This window comes from Smaragdicoccus niigatensis DSM 44881 = NBRC 103563 (assembly GCF_000380645.1).
Lineage (GTDB): Bacteria > Actinomycetota > Actinomycetes > Mycobacteriales > Mycobacteriaceae > Smaragdicoccus > Smaragdicoccus niigatensis.
In genome coordinates, this window is the sequence record NZ_AQXZ01000013.1 from 218,698 (window position 1) to 232,670 (window position 13,973).

The following is a 13,973-nucleotide window of genomic DNA, read 5'->3' on the forward strand; positions in this document are numbered from 1 at the left end:
GGTATGGCCAACCTACTCACCGAGACCGAAGTCACACAATTTCTCACGGCAGAACCGGAATGGTCCCTCGTCGAAAACGAGATCAGCCGGACTTTCACCTGTTCTACTTTTCCGGCAGCCATTGCCTTGGTGAATCGCGTCGCCGAGGCCGCCGAGGCCGCACAGCACCACCCGGACATCGATATCCGTTGGCGCAAAGTCACATTCACGCTGAGCACGCACTCCGCGGGTGGCTTGACGGCCTCCGACACCGCCTTCGCCCAGACAATTAACCAAATCGCGGCCGATCAGTAGTAATTAATCTGGGGGCGATTGCGTCCCCGCATCGGACGTTAAACAATTCAGTCACTCACCCCTTTCTCAGCACGCGTCACCAGGGATTTCCGGAATACAGTCCGGCAAACGAATTCCTGTACCCAACGCAGAGTGAGGAAGAGACAGTGCCACGCTCGGGAGTGAAACGCGCCGCGCTATCGGTTCTCGCCTGCTCCACCGTTGTGCTCGCCCTGCCTGGCCAGGCGGAGGCCGCACCCGGCGGAATCGACTTGAGTGCCGTACCAGCCAACCTCGGATCCATGATTTCTCCGGATGCGATCGCATCGCTGGCGCCCGCCGTCATCGGACTTCTCACGACGCCCACCTCGGGCACCGATGCTCAGGCGTCGCTGCTCGAGCAGGCGAAGGCGAGCGCAGCCGCTTTGCCACCGCAGATCGGGAACATCCTGACGTCCGTCGTGAAGTTCATCGACGGAAGCGGCGGAGGTGGCCCGAAGATCCCGAACGCTGACGGCGTCGTCATCTCGCAGTTCCTCTACCCCAGCGTTGGACCGAAGTGCATCAGCGAGACCGGCCACTCGGTCGGCACTGCACTCGCGGTTCCGGGACCGGCAAAGCTGCCACTCCCCGGCCCGAAGCCGGGACAGACGGCCTTCGTGTTCACTGCACTCGGAACTCCGCTGCCGACCGCCCACCAGTCGAGCCCGATGGAAGTGACCTGGGTGAACATCAGCACCGGGAAAACTGGGACGACCAAGCTGACTGATGACGCGAAGATCAACCACCCGAGCGGCCCGGCGACGCTCAGCGGTACGGCCAACACCGGCAGTGGACGGGTGATTGCCATCATCTCCGGTTCGCTGACCACCCAGGCTGCCGGCCAGAAGTCGCATAGCTGCAGCTTCCTGCCGACGATTGGGACGGTCGAGGTTCCGTAAGGGGCCTAGCGCAGGGTCAGGCGATACGCCGGGCCGCCCTGTTCCCACGCAGCACGCAGATCTGCCGGGTCAGTATCCCCTGCGGCATCCCGGCGAATGTTGTTGAACTTCGCGAACTGCTTGTTCACTCGGCAGAGGATCGCGTAGTCGGCCATGGTGTCGTCGACATCAGAGCGCACCTCGACATCGGCGACTCGCAGTTTGCCCATGTAATGGACTTCGACGGGTTCACCGGTGCGCATGTTCCGGGCCCAAGCGAAGGGCGTACCGACCACGAGCGCATCGCCGTCACGCGCGTACGCCACCGGCACGTCGAAATGACGACCGGTCTTTCGTCCGACGACATGCAGCAGAACAAGCGCCTGACCGGGGCCCTTTGCCAACGGAGACCTCAGGATCGCAGTCGTGATCTTGTTGACGACGCTCTGGTACCGCATGGTCCGCGCCTCGCCGGCCGGACGCTCTGCGCTCATTTGACCCACGTCGGCGAGGTTACTCGCGGACCCCCTGGTCCGCCGCGTTGAAACGATTCGGTGCTCCCCTGGGTCCGCCAACTACATATTTCGATGACGCCGCCAGGAGACCACCGAATCGTTGGCGACGGGACCGGGGCGTGCGTCGCAACGACGACGCTGCGGCCGGGAACCAGCAGGTCGGACGCCGGGTCGAGGAGCCACTCCAGCAAGTGCCGCGCGCTCACGTCGTCGAGGTTCTCCGTCGGCTCGTCGAGAAGCAGCACCTGGGCGGGCGAAACCAGCGCCCGGGCTAGAAGGAGGCGTCGCCGTTGGCCGGCGGAGAGGCTGCGTTCACCGGAACGCAGGACGAAGTCGATGCCGACCTCGTGCACCCACTCGTCCAGGCCGACCAAACGCAGCGCCTGCCAGGCTTCTTCAGTGGTCAGCGCACCATTGGAAACCCGGAGGTTCTCGAAGATCGAGGTGCGGAAGAGGTGGGCGTCCTCGGAGAAGTACGCCGCCGACGGATCCTGCGCCGCCAACTTCAGCAACAAGGTCGTCTTGCCGGAACCACTCGGGCCGGTGACAGCGAGCCGCCCACCCGGTGGCACGTCGACCTCCGGTACGTCGACCCGCGCTCTCCCCTCTGCGCTCGCAGATTCCGCACGGTCGAGGAGGTCCATGAGCCGCACAGCCGCCCGCCGAGCCTGCCCAAGCTCGATCGCCGCAGCAGGCAATGCGCTCGCGATCTCGGTCACCGCCAGCGGGACAAGGACGAGGACGGCAAGGCTCGTCGGCGGAAGGTCGGTCGATCCGATCGCTGCGAGCAGCGCTGCGATGACTGCAATGCCCGCGGCGACGGGGATGGACGCCGACGACAGCGCGGCATGCCACGCCGTCCGATCGCTTGCGCGGCGGGCTTGCTCAGCAGCCCTTCGTGCCTCGCCCAGCATCTGATCGAGTCGACCGGTCACCCGCAGCTCTGCAGAGTGTTCGAGAACCGTCGACGCGTAGGCCGCGAACTCGGTGCGCAGGTCAGCGGTTCGCGACTGCTGAAGTCGGGCACCGCGGCTGGCAAGCCATGGCGCACCCACAACCGCGACCAGCAACGCGATCGCCAGGGCCGCCGAAGCGGGAACCGAGATCAGCCCGACGATCACGACCGCGGCAATCGACATGACCCCGGCAACGGTCGCCGGAACGATCGCGCGCACGAGAACCTGGGAGATGCGGTCGACGTCCGCGCCCGTTCGCATAAGCAATTCGCCTCGCCGGGTGCGGCTCAGAACCTGCGGGTTGCCGACGGACAGTTGGCGATAGATCGACACGCGCGCATTGGTGGTTCCGTCGAGCGCGGCGTCATGCGTCGACAACCGTTCGAGATACCGCAGCACCCCGCGCGAGATGCCGAGCGCGCGCACGCTGACGACCGCCACCGACAACATCAGAACCGGCGGCATCTCCCAGGCCCGGGCGATGAGCCAGGCCGACGTGGCACTCAGCGCGAGGGCGCTTCCGGAGGCGGCGACACCAAGCGCGATCGCGAACAGGATCTTGCGCCGCGCGGGAGTCGCGAGGTGGAGAGCACGCCACAGCGGGTCATTCGCCAGCATGGACTTCAACGATCGAGTCAGCGGCGGCAATGAGCGCCGGGCGGTGGGCTACGACTACGACCGTGTCCCCGCGGTGGGCGCGTTCTCGGATCGCCGAAATGACGCGCTGTTCGGCTGCGTCGTCAAGGTGGGCAGTCGGCTCGTCGAGTAGGAGAACGCTGCGCGGGCTGGCCAGCACTCGCGTGAGTGCCAGACGTTGTTGCTGACCGCGCGAAAGCCCCTCCCCGCGGACGCCGATGTGGGTGTCCCATCCGTCCGGAAGCGTCGCGAGGACGTCGTCGAATCCGGTTGCGGCACAAGCACGAAGGACCTGCTCATCGACACTGCTGAGGCCGGAGAGCCGGAGATTCTCGCGGAGGGTTCCGGGCACGATCGCCGGGTGCTGCGGCAACCACGCCACCTGCTGCCAGTCGGTGGCGCCGTCGATGGTGATGTTTCCCGAGGTCGGCTCGACGAGGCCGAGCATCGTCAGCAACGCCGTCGACTTTCCGCTGCCGTTGGGTCCCACCAGGGCCGTGATCTGACCAGCCCGAATGGTCGCGGTCAGGTTGGTGGGCACCGTGACGACGGGCTCGGATTCCAGCAGGGCGCGCGCCCGCTCCAACGCGGCGACTCCGTCTTCAGCCGCGTGGAACTTCGCCCCGACAGACCGGATGGGGCCGTAAACATGCGGCGCGAGGATCAGCGCGATGACTCCCGCAGCGAGCGGCATATCGCCGAACACGAGACGCAAACCGATACTCACGGCGACGAGCGCCACGCTCAGCGTCGCGATGAACTCCAGCACGAGCGACGACAGGAAGGCGACCCGCAGCGCCCCGAGCGCGGTATGCCGATACCGATCGCCGGTTCGGCGCAGCTGCTTTTCAAGACCCCGCTCGCGCCCGAGTGCCCGCAGCGTCGGCAGACCTTCGAGCACGTCGAGCATCTCGGCGGACTGCCGGGTGAGTGTGGCGAGCGTGGCAACCGCACGATCCTTGCTCAGCAGGCCGATGAGGACCATGAACAGCGGGACGAACGGAATCGTCACGACCACGATGACGGCAGAGGTGAGATCGAAATACGCGATCACGGCCAGGACGATCGGGGGCACGGTCAGCGCCGCACCGAGCGCCGGGACGTACTCACCGAGGTATACGCGCAGGTCAGTCAACGTGCGCGTGACCAGTACGAACGCGTCGTGCGCGAGGTCGTCGTCCGGCCTGCCCCGACGCTTCGCCACGGACGCCAGCACGTCCATCTCCAGACCCGTGACGATCTCGTCGGCAGCGCGATGCCCGTACCGTTCGCGCAGCCACGTGCACATCGCATCGCCGAGGACCGCGACAGCGAGTCCACCAAGCGCCCACGGCGAGAAACCCTCGCCGGTGGTGACGCCCGCGAGCACTGTCCCGATGCACACCGCACCGGCGACGATCGCGACCGCCGAACCCGTGGTCAGCGCGATCGTCGCCGCGATGTGTCGCCTGGTCCGCGCGGATTCGCGCACCAGTCCGAGGTCAATCGGACCGCGGGTCGTGGTGGTGCTCATCGTCGGAGACTGAGCCCGATGGACGGCGGAATGTGTTCGACCGCAATGCGTTTGCGGAAAACCCAGTACGTCCATCCCTGGTACAGCAGAACGATCGGGCCGAAGATGAGTGCCAGCCATCCGACGATCTTGAGCGTGTAGTGACTCGACGCCGCATTGGCGATCGTCAGCGTGAACTCGGGGTCGATGGTCGACGGGAGGACGTTCGGGAACAGCGATCCGAACAGCAGAACTCCGAGGCCGGCGACGCTGAGGGTCGTGAAGGCGAACGCCCAACCGTCGCGTTCGATCGCGGCGAGAACCCACGCTGCCAGGAGAGCCCCGACGACGCCCCCTGCGACGATCAACGTCCACGACTTACCGAACTCGATCTGCGTCCACACCGAGAACGCGGCGACGAACGCGACCGGCAGCACCCCGAACCGCCGCACAAGCAAACGGGCGTCGATACTCACGTCACCAGCAGACTTGAGCGCCACGAACACAGTTCCATGCAGGAGGAACAGCGCAAGAGTCGTCAGTCCGCCGAGCACCGCATAGGCGTTGAACAGGTCCGAGAATCCCGACGTCACATACCCGGTCTTGTCGATCGCGAGACCCGCCACGATGTTGCTGAAGATCACGCCCCACAGGAACGACGGGACGAACGACCCGGTCATGATTCCGGCGTCGCACAGTCGGCGCCAAGCCGGGTCGTTGATCTTGCCGCGCCACTCGATGGACACGACGCGCACGATGAGCGACACCAGGATCAGCAGCATGAGCAGGTAGAACCCGGAGAACATCGTGGCGTACCAGGCCGGGAACGCCGCGAACATCGCGCCGACCGCGGTGATGAGCCACACCTCGTTCCCGTCCCACACGGGCCCGATGGTGTTGAGCAGCACGCGTCGCCGATTGTCGGTCCGGCCGAGCACCGGGAACAGCATGCCGACGCCGAAGTCGAAGCCCTCGAGCACGAAATAGCCGGTGAACAACACCGCGACGGCGATGAACCACAGTTCAGGGAGAGTCATCATGTCCTCCTAGTACGCGAACGAGAGGAGTTCGTGGTCGTCCTCATGCACGTTCGGTTTCTCCCGCGCTCCCTCGATCACGTAGCGGCGCATCAGGCCCGCCCACAGGACGGCGAGAACCGCGTAGAGCAGCGTGAACGTCACCAGCGACACGACAACGGTCGTCGTCGGGTGGCCGGAAACCGCGTCTTGCACCATGAGCCGGATGCGTGGATCGCCATCCGGATTCGGTGCGACAACCCAGGGCTGGCGACCCATCTCGGTGAAGACCCAGCCGGCGATGTTGCCGAGGAACGGCGCCGGGATCGCGGCGAGCGACAGCCACGCGAACCACTTCTGATCCGGATTTCGTCCGCCGCGCGTGAGCCACAACCCCGCGAGCGAGAGGGCCGCCGACAGTGCGGCCATACCCATCATCACGCGGAACGACCAGTAGGTGACGAAGAGATTCGGGCGGTAGTCGCCGGGGCCGAACTTGAGCTGATACTTGTCCTGCAGGTCGACGACTCCGCCGAGTTCGACGCCGGAGAACTGGCCCTCGGCCAGCCACGACAGCACGCCCGGCACCTCGACGAGGTGGGTGACGCTGTCGCAGTTGTTGTGCGTTCCGATGGTCAGGACCGAAAAGTCGGGGTCGAGGCCACCGTGGCACAGCGATTCAGCAGAGGCCATCTTCATGGGCTGCTGCTTGAACATCAGCTTGCCCTGGATGTCACCGGTGAGGACCAGCGCGATTCCCGACACTGCGATGACCACCATTCCGATACGGGATGCCTTGCGCCACAACCCAAGATCTTCCGTCTGACCGCTGCGTGCGGTCTTGACCAGCCACCAACCGGCGATACCGGCGATGAACGTGCCAGCCGTGAAGAACGCACCGGCGACCGCGTGCGGGAACGCGGCAAGTGCCGTGTTGTTCGTGAGCAGCGCCCAGATGTCGGTGAGCACCGGACGCCCGCGCTCCGGGTCGAACGTCGCGCCGACGGGATGCTGCATGAACGAGTTCGCCGCGATGATGAAGAACGCTGAGGCGTTGACGCCGATCGCGACCATCCAGATCGTGCCCAGGTGAACAAGCTTCGGCAGGCGATCCCAACCGAAGATCCACAGTCCGAGGAACGTCGATTCGAGGAAGAACGCGACGATTCCCTCGAGTGCGAGCGGCGCACCGAAGACGTCACCGATGAACTTCGAGTACTCGCTCCAGTTCATCCCGAACTGGAATTCCTGCACGATTCCGGTCGCGACGCCAATCGCGAAGTTGATGAGCAGCAGCTTGCCGAAGAACTTTGTGAGCCGGTACCACCGTTCGTTGCCGGTGATGACCCAGGCAGTCTGGAAGGACGCGACGAGCGGCGCGAGGCCGATCGTCAGCGGCACGAAGATGAAGTGATAGACGGTCGTGATGCCGAATTGCCACCGGGCGACGTCGAGTGAAGTCACGCGACCCCTCCTTCACCGTTGAAGGTCGTCGGTCGACGGGCTTAAGCACCCGCCTCTATACGACACAGCGTAGTAGGAACGGGCCCGGCGTCAATGTGACGATTCACATGGTGGGTACCAGGCGGGCGAGTTCCGGCAACGCATCCTGGATGGCGCCGAGCAGGGGCCAAGCGTCGTCGAGCTGGCCGCGGTCGGCAACGATCCCGATCCCGAGGGCATCGCGATAGCTGAACACCGTGATATTCAGACCGATCCCATGCATGACACCGGAGATCGGGTATTGCGTCCGTTGTTCGGCGCCGGCACAGAACAGCGTCGTGGGAGAGCCGGGAACGTTGGAAATCGCGACGTTGACAGCCGGCTGGAGCAGTGGAGACGCACCGAACCGCAGGGCCGCGCCAGCCGTCCGGGCGAACAAGGCCGGCGGCACGAGGTCGTTCGCATCCTGCATGAGCGACGGCGGAAGCGTCTTGTGGTGCAGCTTGGCCGCGCTGAGCTCCGCCTTGACCCGCTTCAAACGAACGGCGGCGTCCGCCTCGTCGGTCGGCAATTCCGCCATCATGACCGATACCCGATTGCCGAACGTCCCAGCCTGCTCCTTGGTGCGCACCGAAACCGGGACGAAGGACACCAGCGGTCGGTCAGGCAACTCCCCGTTCGCGTCGAGCCACGAACGCAGCCCTGCCGAACACATCGCGATGACAACGTCGTTGACGCTGCAGCCGAAGTGCTCCTTGACGGCCTTGACGTCATTGAGCGAGACAGATCCGAATGCCACGCTGCGCTCGCCGGACACCGGCGCCTGGAATCGGGTGCGCGGTGCCGACATGGCGGACGCTTCGGTCCGTCGCCCGCGCCGACCCGAACGCGCCAGCGCCTTGATCCCTGGGAGCGCACTGAGCGTGGGCACCTGGTCGAGATGCGGCAGCGCGCGGGCTGCGACCTCGAGGGCACGCACGGGGTGCCGGCAGGCGTTGAGCAGGCCGCGGCCAAACAGTTCGAAATCCGACTGGCGTCTGCCCGTGGGCACCGCGACGGGCACATCGCGCCCGTCGGGGGTCTGGTCGAGCAGGGCGGACAAGATCTCGGCGCCGGATACCCCGTCGACGGCCGCGTGGTGCATCTTCATCAGCACCCCAACCGAGCCGTCGGCCAGCCCGTTGATCACGTGGATCTCCCACAGCGGGCGCGAGCGGTCCAGTGGCTGAGCGATGATCTGGGCAACGTGCTCAGCCAACTCGCGGTCGTCTCCGGCCGGAAGCGTCGACGTGTGCACGTGGGCCGCCACGTCGACGTCGTCACTGTCCTCCCAGTAGGGGTGATCGACGTCGAAGGGGACCCGAGCGAGGCGCCACCGGAACGGCGGCAACAGCGGCAGCCGTTCGGTGACGAGTTCGATGATCACCTCAGCGCTCAGGGAACGGCCGTCCGCGGTCATCGGGGCGTAGGTGCCCAGGACACTGACGTGTCCATGCGTCCGGCCGTCCTCGAAAGCGAGGAACTGCGCGTCGAGGCTGGTGAGCTGTCGCATCAGGACTTCACGACGCCAGCGGCGCCGCCTCCGATGTAGGAGAGGCTGGTGCCCTGGGCCGCGGAGACGGCTTCGGCGAGGTACTGCAGCGAGACGGTGTCGAGCACGGAGTGAAAGGTGCCGTCCTCGTTGAAGTTGACATTCGCGCCGCTGACCCAGATGAGCGCGACGGTGTCCTCGGTGTTGTCCGCGGGCGTCATGAACGTGTGCACCGAGCCGCCCGGCTCGTACAGGTAGGAACCTGCGGTCTGCGGCTGGTCCGGGTACTCGACGTACATCCATCGGCCGGCCAGCGTGTACACCTGCGCCGGACCCGTGTGGTAGTGGATCTGCAGGCCGACGCCCGGAGCCATCCGGGCAAGGATGACGTACTCACTGCGTTCGGTGTCGAGGCGCAGCGGGTGGAAGCTCAGGCCGGGGCCGAGGGCGTTCTTGAGAAGCGGGATGTCGGCGAGGCTGACGGTCAGCAATTCGCCCTGCGGAAGTGCGACGACAGGAAGCGGTACGCCGGCGCGGGTGGTGACCATCTCGGGGGATGCGGTGGCGGTCATGATCGGTGGCCTTTCGGTTGGTGGGGTTGATAAGGAAAATTCTGCTCGCGAACCACCGCCGGGTCTTGACAGCAGGAGACAACCTTTTAACACTTCGAGACATGTCGTTCATTCGCGGAACCTCGCTCCTCGGCTTTCGGGAACTCGTCCACGACCTCGGCGCTGACCCCGATCGACTGCTCCGCACGGCGCACGTGCCAGTCGAGGCCGTCGGAGATCAGGACTGCTTCATCGGATCTCGGGCGGTGATGGCGGTCCTCGAAGCGGCGGCATCGGCGACAAAGACACCCGACTTCGGCCGGCAGTTGGCGTTGCGACAGGGCATCGAAGTCCTCGGACCGGTGGGCGTCGCTGCGCGCACCGCTGCCACTGTCGGCACCGCATTGGCGGCGATCGAGCAGTACATGTCCGTGTACAGCGGATCGGTGTCGGTCACGATCGATCCGCAGGCCACGACCCGGAACGCACTGCTCGAATGGCGCATCGTGGAGCAACGTGTGCCACCGCACGCGCAGTCAGCCGAGTTGAGCATCGGCCTCGCGCTGCGAACCCTCCGCCTGTTCGCCGGGGCCGAGTTCACGCTCACCGAAGTCCAGTTCCGGCACCAGCCGCTTGGGCCGATACGAGACTATGAGCGATATTTCGACTGCCCGGTTTCGTTCGGCAAGCCCGGCCACGGGCTCCTGTTCCCCCGCGTCCTGCTGTCCCGCCCGTTGGCTGCCGATGCCGCGGTCCACGACGTCGTGCGCGAGTACCTGAACACGATCGCGAGGCCCGCCGGCGCCAGCGCGGTCGAGCCGATCCGGCAACTCATCCGACGCACCCTGCCGACGGGGCGGCTCACCCGCGATCTGGTCGCGGCCCACCTCGCGCTACACCCACGAACCCTGCAGCGTCATCTCGAAGCTCGCGGCACATCCTTCGACCAACTGGTGGACGATGTTCGCCGCCAGGAAGCCGAACGGTATCTACGCGACACCGACGTTCCGCTCGGACAGATCGCCAGCATCATCGGGTACACCGAACAGAGTGCCCTGACCAGGTCATCAAAGAGGTGGTTCGGTCAATCGCCGTCAGCGATTCGACGCACATCTACCAACGCCCGTAATCCGCCTTGAGAATCTTGTTCCGGTCGACGCCGACCCCATCGACCGTGAACTTGTCGATTTCGTACTGATGAATGTGCGCGGCCGGGTGCACGACGCCGTTCGAACCCCAGTTGTGCTGCCAGAAGTACGTGCCGAAGCCGGCGTCGGTTGCCCAACCGATGGTCGGAGCGTTTGCGTAGACGCCGGTCAGGGACTTGCCGAGCACCTCCTGGCAGCCCTTCAGGTAGGGCGCGATGAGCGTCTCGAACTCGTCGAACGTCGGGTTGTCATCGATGCTCATGTAGATCGGCTTGTTCTTCGGACCTCCCGCGGCGAGGTGAAGTTCGAGTCCGCGCTTGGCGTGCTTGAGGCCGGCGTCGTATCCGCCGCGCCAGTCCGAGGTGTCGCCCTTGCCGAACTGGTAGCACGAAACGACGGCGAGTCCGGCCGCCTGCAGCGCCTGCGCCTCGGTCTGGAGCATGGGCTTTCCGACCATCCACTCCGCGCCCGGGCGACGGTCGGACACGTAGCGGATCGCACCCTTGAAGCCGGCGGCGGCGATCGCGGCAGCCGACGGAACGCCGCCGGCATAGTCGATGAGGTCTCCCCCGACATCGTTCGACGAGGGCGCAGCGGGAGCGGGTTCCTCAGCGGGGACGGCCGGAGCCGCGGGCGCAGACACCGGCGCGGGTGGCGTCGACGCTGTGGAAGGCGTCGATTCAGAGGTGCCGAAGAGACTTTCGAGCGAGCCGAGACCGGTTGCGCTGGCCACCGAAGCCGCGGCAATGGTGGCGCCGCCGGCCAGACCACCTGTTGCGAGGTACCGGAGCACGTTCCGTCTGGAGAGCGGCTTCCGCTCGAGACCCATCGTTCCCACCCATCCCAATAGTCACCTGGTTTCCCATTGGAATGATGGCCGCGCAGCAATCCGCCACGCGGGAGTTGGAATCACAATGCAGTCACGTGGCCGAGTCGCAACAAACCGAACGGCCAACCGACCAGTCACCGCCGCCAGCGAAATATGCCGCTGGCGGGGCTGTCAGGTCGCGTGGCCGCGAGAGCTCAGGCGTTGTCGACGCGTTCGCCGATGTCGTAGGTACGGCCACTCTGGTCCAGGACACGCTCGGCGACCGATTCGGCGACCTGCTCTTGCAACTGAGCCTTGATTCCGCCGACGGCACCGAGCATCTTGGCCCGGAAACCTTGCGCCTCGAGGTCGACCTTGATCGACTCCGAATCCGGGGCCGGGACATCGAGGATCAGCAACAGCGGGTCAGCACCGCGTGGGGTGAGCACGAGCGGGATGTCGATCTTCGCCTGGTACTTGTTGTCCTTGCTCCCGACTGCCACGTTCAGGTCGAGATCGATCGGAATCGTGAGGTCGAACGCGTGGTCCTGTCCCCCGCGGATCTTCACCGCAGGCCGCCGCATGACGCCATGCGCGGTCACTGTCGCCATGTCCTTCGGTCCGGCCTTCAACGGCTCGATGTCGATCGTGTCGCCGTCCATGTCCGCGGTGCCGTCGATGAGCTTGTCCAGCGTGACGGCCTTCTGCATGAAGCGCTTGCCGAACTCGGCGTAGCTGATGAACGTCAGTCTCGCCGGAATCTTGGGCTCGGTGTCGTCGATCGCGGCGCCGACATCGGTGATCCGGCCTTCCTTCGACTCCGGTTCGGCGAGCATCGCGTTCACCCGGTTCGCGACCTCCTGCCGCAGCAGCGCGGTGAGCGGCGCGAGGATCGGGTCGAGCAACATCTTCGCACCGAAACCAAGCGCTTCGGCCTTGATGACGAGACGGACGTCGTCGAGCGTGACCTGCGGAATGTCGACCACGACGAGGAGCGGATCGGCGGGCCGGGCACGCAACTCGAGGCTGATCTCGATACCTGCATTGAGCCGGAACTCCGAACCGAGCCGCGCGACGATTCCGAGCGTCACCGGGATGTCGAGCTTGAAGACGACATCGTCGCCGCCCTCTTGGGTTATCGACGGGCTACCGACATCACCCTCGGCGTTGACGCCGGCGAGCCCCACGTTGAGCGGACCGATCGAGATGTGGTGGCCCGTCACTCCATCGAGCGCCGCCTCGACCCGCTTCATGGTCACCGCGCGCCGGAAGAACCGACTACCGAACTCCTCGTACGAAATCCACTGGGTGCCCGACACGGCAGCTCCTCAACCTGAGCGGGAAACAGAATGGATTTCACCTTAATGGGGTGCAGTTCACAGGCGGGCTGCATTCCGCAACGGAGATAATCGCGGCGTGTACCCACAATTCGCCGGACCGATGACGCCCGCTCCCCTGCCCGGCCCGCCCGGACCGTACCGACCGGCGAGTTCCGGACGCGCATTGCGGATCTTCACGTGGATCGCGATGGTGTGTGGCGCACTCATTTGGGTCTGCAGCATGCTCGTGTTCGCGTACGAGGGACCCGCCACCGCGATCGTCAGCATCGGGCTGGCATTGCTCCCGTTACCGATCGTCCTCGCGGTCTTCATGTGGATCGACCGCGTTGAACCCGAGCCCGGGCGCTACCTTCTGATGGCTTTTGGGTGGGGCGCAACGTTCTCGGTCATGATCGCGCTGACGCTCGAAGAGATCCTGACTCCCCTCGTCGGCGAGACGGCGTCGCCGTATCTCGTCGCGCCAGTCGTGGAAGAGGGCGCGAAGGCGTTGATCCTGTTCTTCCTGGTGTGGTTCCGGAAAGCGGAATTCGACGGGGTCGTGGACGGCGTCGTCTACGCGGGTTTCACCGCCGCCGGTTTCGCGTTCACCGAGAACATCCTGTACATCGCGAACGCCTATCAGACTGGAACCAAGGGCGGCGAGGGCGCAATCACGATTGCGCCCGGCGGCGTCGACGACGCATTGTTGACGTTCGTGATGCGGTGCGTTTTCACCCCGTTCGCGCACCCACTGTTCACGATCATGACCGGCATTGGATTGGGCATCGCGGTCCTGAGCCGGCACACGGCGGTCCGAGTACTCGCACCTCTGCTCGGCTACACGCTCGCGGTCGCGTTGCATGGGCTGTGGAACTTCTCGGCCACCTTCGGCGTCATTCTGCTGACGTACGGGCTCATCATGATTCCGCTGTTCATCGGCATGGGCATCTTCATCGCCTGGTCGCGAAAGCAGGACCTGAAGGTGGTGGCGGCACACCTGCCGGCATATGCCCAAACGGGCTGGATCGCCGCGTGGGAACTGCCGGCACTATGCACGCTGCAGGGCCGAAAAGCCGCGCGTCGCTGGGCGAACGCGGTCTACGGAAAGCAGGGTGGTCAGGCGATGGCCGACCTGCAGCAGGCCGCGACCGAATTGGCCTTCCTGCATCGTCGGGCCAACGCCGGACAGCACCTCAACGACTTCCCCGCCAAGCAACAGGAACTGCTCGCAAAACTCACCGATCGCAAGCGCATGCTGGCCCCCGCGGCGAGCTACCAGCCATTCGGCGTGATGGCGGCCCCAATGCACGCGCCCGGGCCGATGCCACCGACCTACCGCTAGACATGAAAATGCCCCGGCTTGTC

General features: G+C 65.4%; 13 protein-coding genes. 4 read left to right on the forward strand and 9 right to left on the reverse strand.

Annotated elements, in window-relative coordinates; genetic code table 11:
* Nucleotides 1-3 precede the first annotated feature (3 nt).
* Both F600_RS0106610 and F600_RS0106615 read left to right on the forward strand, forming a co-directional pair.
* A complete protein-coding gene (locus tag F600_RS0106610) occupies nt 4-294 on the forward strand; it encodes a 4a-hydroxytetrahydrobiopterin dehydratase (RefSeq protein ID WP_018159808.1) in 291 nt (96 codons plus the stop codon).
* Nucleotides 295-440: 146 nt separating this feature from the next.
* Nucleotides 441-1,214 (forward strand): Rv1157c family protein, encoded by a 774-nt coding sequence (locus F600_RS0106615; RefSeq protein ID WP_026306239.1) that lies wholly within the window; start codon nt 441-443, stop codon nt 1,212-1,214.
* Between the two features lie 5 nt (nt 1,215-1,219).
* Here F600_RS0106615 and F600_RS0106620 read toward each other — a convergent pair whose 3' ends face one another.
* The 7 genes from F600_RS0106620 to F600_RS0106650 all read right to left on the reverse strand — a co-directional run bounded on the left by F600_RS0106620 (nt 1,220) and on the right by F600_RS0106650 (nt 9,354).
* Nucleotides 1,220-1,687 (reverse strand): nitroreductase/quinone reductase family protein, encoded by a 468-nt coding sequence (locus tag F600_RS0106620; RefSeq protein ID WP_018159810.1) that lies wholly within the window; start codon nt 1,685-1,687, stop codon nt 1,220-1,222.
* Nucleotides 1,684-3,282 carry an amino acid ABC transporter ATP-binding/permease protein gene (locus tag F600_RS27215; protein WP_018159811.1) on the reverse strand — a complete coding sequence of 533 codons (1,599 nt, stop codon included), beginning with the start codon at nt 3,280-3,282 and terminating at the stop codon, nt 1,684-1,686. Before F600_RS27215 ends, F600_RS0106620 begins: the two co-directional genes overlap by 4 nt.
* Entirely contained in the window at nt 3,269-4,813 is a 1,545-nt protein-coding gene (locus tag F600_RS0106630) for an ABC transporter ATP-binding protein/permease (RefSeq protein WP_018159812.1), read from the reverse strand. Before F600_RS0106630 ends, F600_RS27215 begins: the two co-directional genes overlap by 14 nt.
* Nucleotides 4,810-5,829, reverse strand: a complete 1,020-nt coding sequence (gene cydB / locus F600_RS0106635; protein WP_026306240.1) for a cytochrome d ubiquinol oxidase subunit II — start codon at nt 5,827-5,829, stop codon at nt 4,810-4,812. Before cydB ends, F600_RS0106630 begins: the two co-directional genes overlap by 4 nt.
* A 9-nt stretch (nt 5,830-5,838) precedes the next feature.
* On the reverse strand, nt 5,839-7,272 hold the full coding sequence (locus F600_RS0106640; RefSeq protein WP_018159814.1) for a cytochrome ubiquinol oxidase subunit I: 1,434 nt from the start codon (nt 7,270-7,272) through the stop codon (nt 5,839-5,841).
* 103 nt (nt 7,273-7,375) lie between these two features.
* Nucleotides 7,376-8,803 carry a WS/DGAT/MGAT family O-acyltransferase gene (locus tag F600_RS0106645; RefSeq protein ID WP_018159815.1) on the reverse strand — a complete coding sequence of 476 codons (1,428 nt, stop codon included), beginning with the start codon at nt 8,801-8,803 and terminating at the stop codon, nt 7,376-7,378.
* Complete coding sequence (locus tag F600_RS0106650; protein WP_018159816.1) at nt 8,803-9,354, reverse strand: 2,4'-dihydroxyacetophenone dioxygenase family protein; 552 nt, start codon at nt 9,352-9,354, stop codon at nt 8,803-8,805. Before F600_RS0106650 ends, F600_RS0106645 begins: the two co-directional genes overlap by 1 nt.
* A 101-nt stretch (nt 9,355-9,455) precedes the next feature.
* Between F600_RS0106650 and F600_RS0106655 the strand changes: the two genes are divergently transcribed.
* Nucleotides 9,456-10,472: an AraC family transcriptional regulator gene (locus F600_RS0106655; protein WP_018159817.1), complete on the forward strand. Its 1,017-nt coding sequence runs from the start codon at nt 9,456-9,458 to the stop codon at nt 10,470-10,472.
* Here F600_RS0106655 and F600_RS0106660 read toward each other — a convergent pair.
* Together F600_RS0106660 and F600_RS0106665 are read right to left on the reverse strand one after the other, a co-directional pair.
* Nucleotides 10,447-11,310 carry a DUF1906 domain-containing protein gene (locus F600_RS0106660; protein WP_081628738.1) on the reverse strand — a complete coding sequence of 288 codons (864 nt, stop codon included), beginning with the start codon at nt 11,308-11,310 and terminating at the stop codon, nt 10,447-10,449. The two genes, F600_RS0106655 and F600_RS0106660, sit on opposite strands and share 26 nt — an antisense overlap.
* Before the next feature lie 194 nt (nt 11,311-11,504).
* Nucleotides 11,505-12,608: a hypothetical protein gene (locus tag F600_RS0106665; RefSeq protein WP_018159819.1), complete on the reverse strand. Its 1,104-nt coding sequence runs from the start codon at nt 12,606-12,608 to the stop codon at nt 11,505-11,507.
* Nucleotides 12,609-12,705: 97 nt separating this feature from the next.
* Here F600_RS0106665 and F600_RS27220 point away from each other — a divergent pair, with 97 nt between their 5' ends.
* Nucleotides 12,706-13,950, forward strand: a complete 1,245-nt coding sequence (locus tag F600_RS27220) for a PrsW family intramembrane metalloprotease (RefSeq protein WP_018159820.1) — start codon at nt 12,706-12,708, stop codon at nt 13,948-13,950.
* The last annotated feature ends 23 nt before the right edge of the window (nt 13,951-13,973 follow it).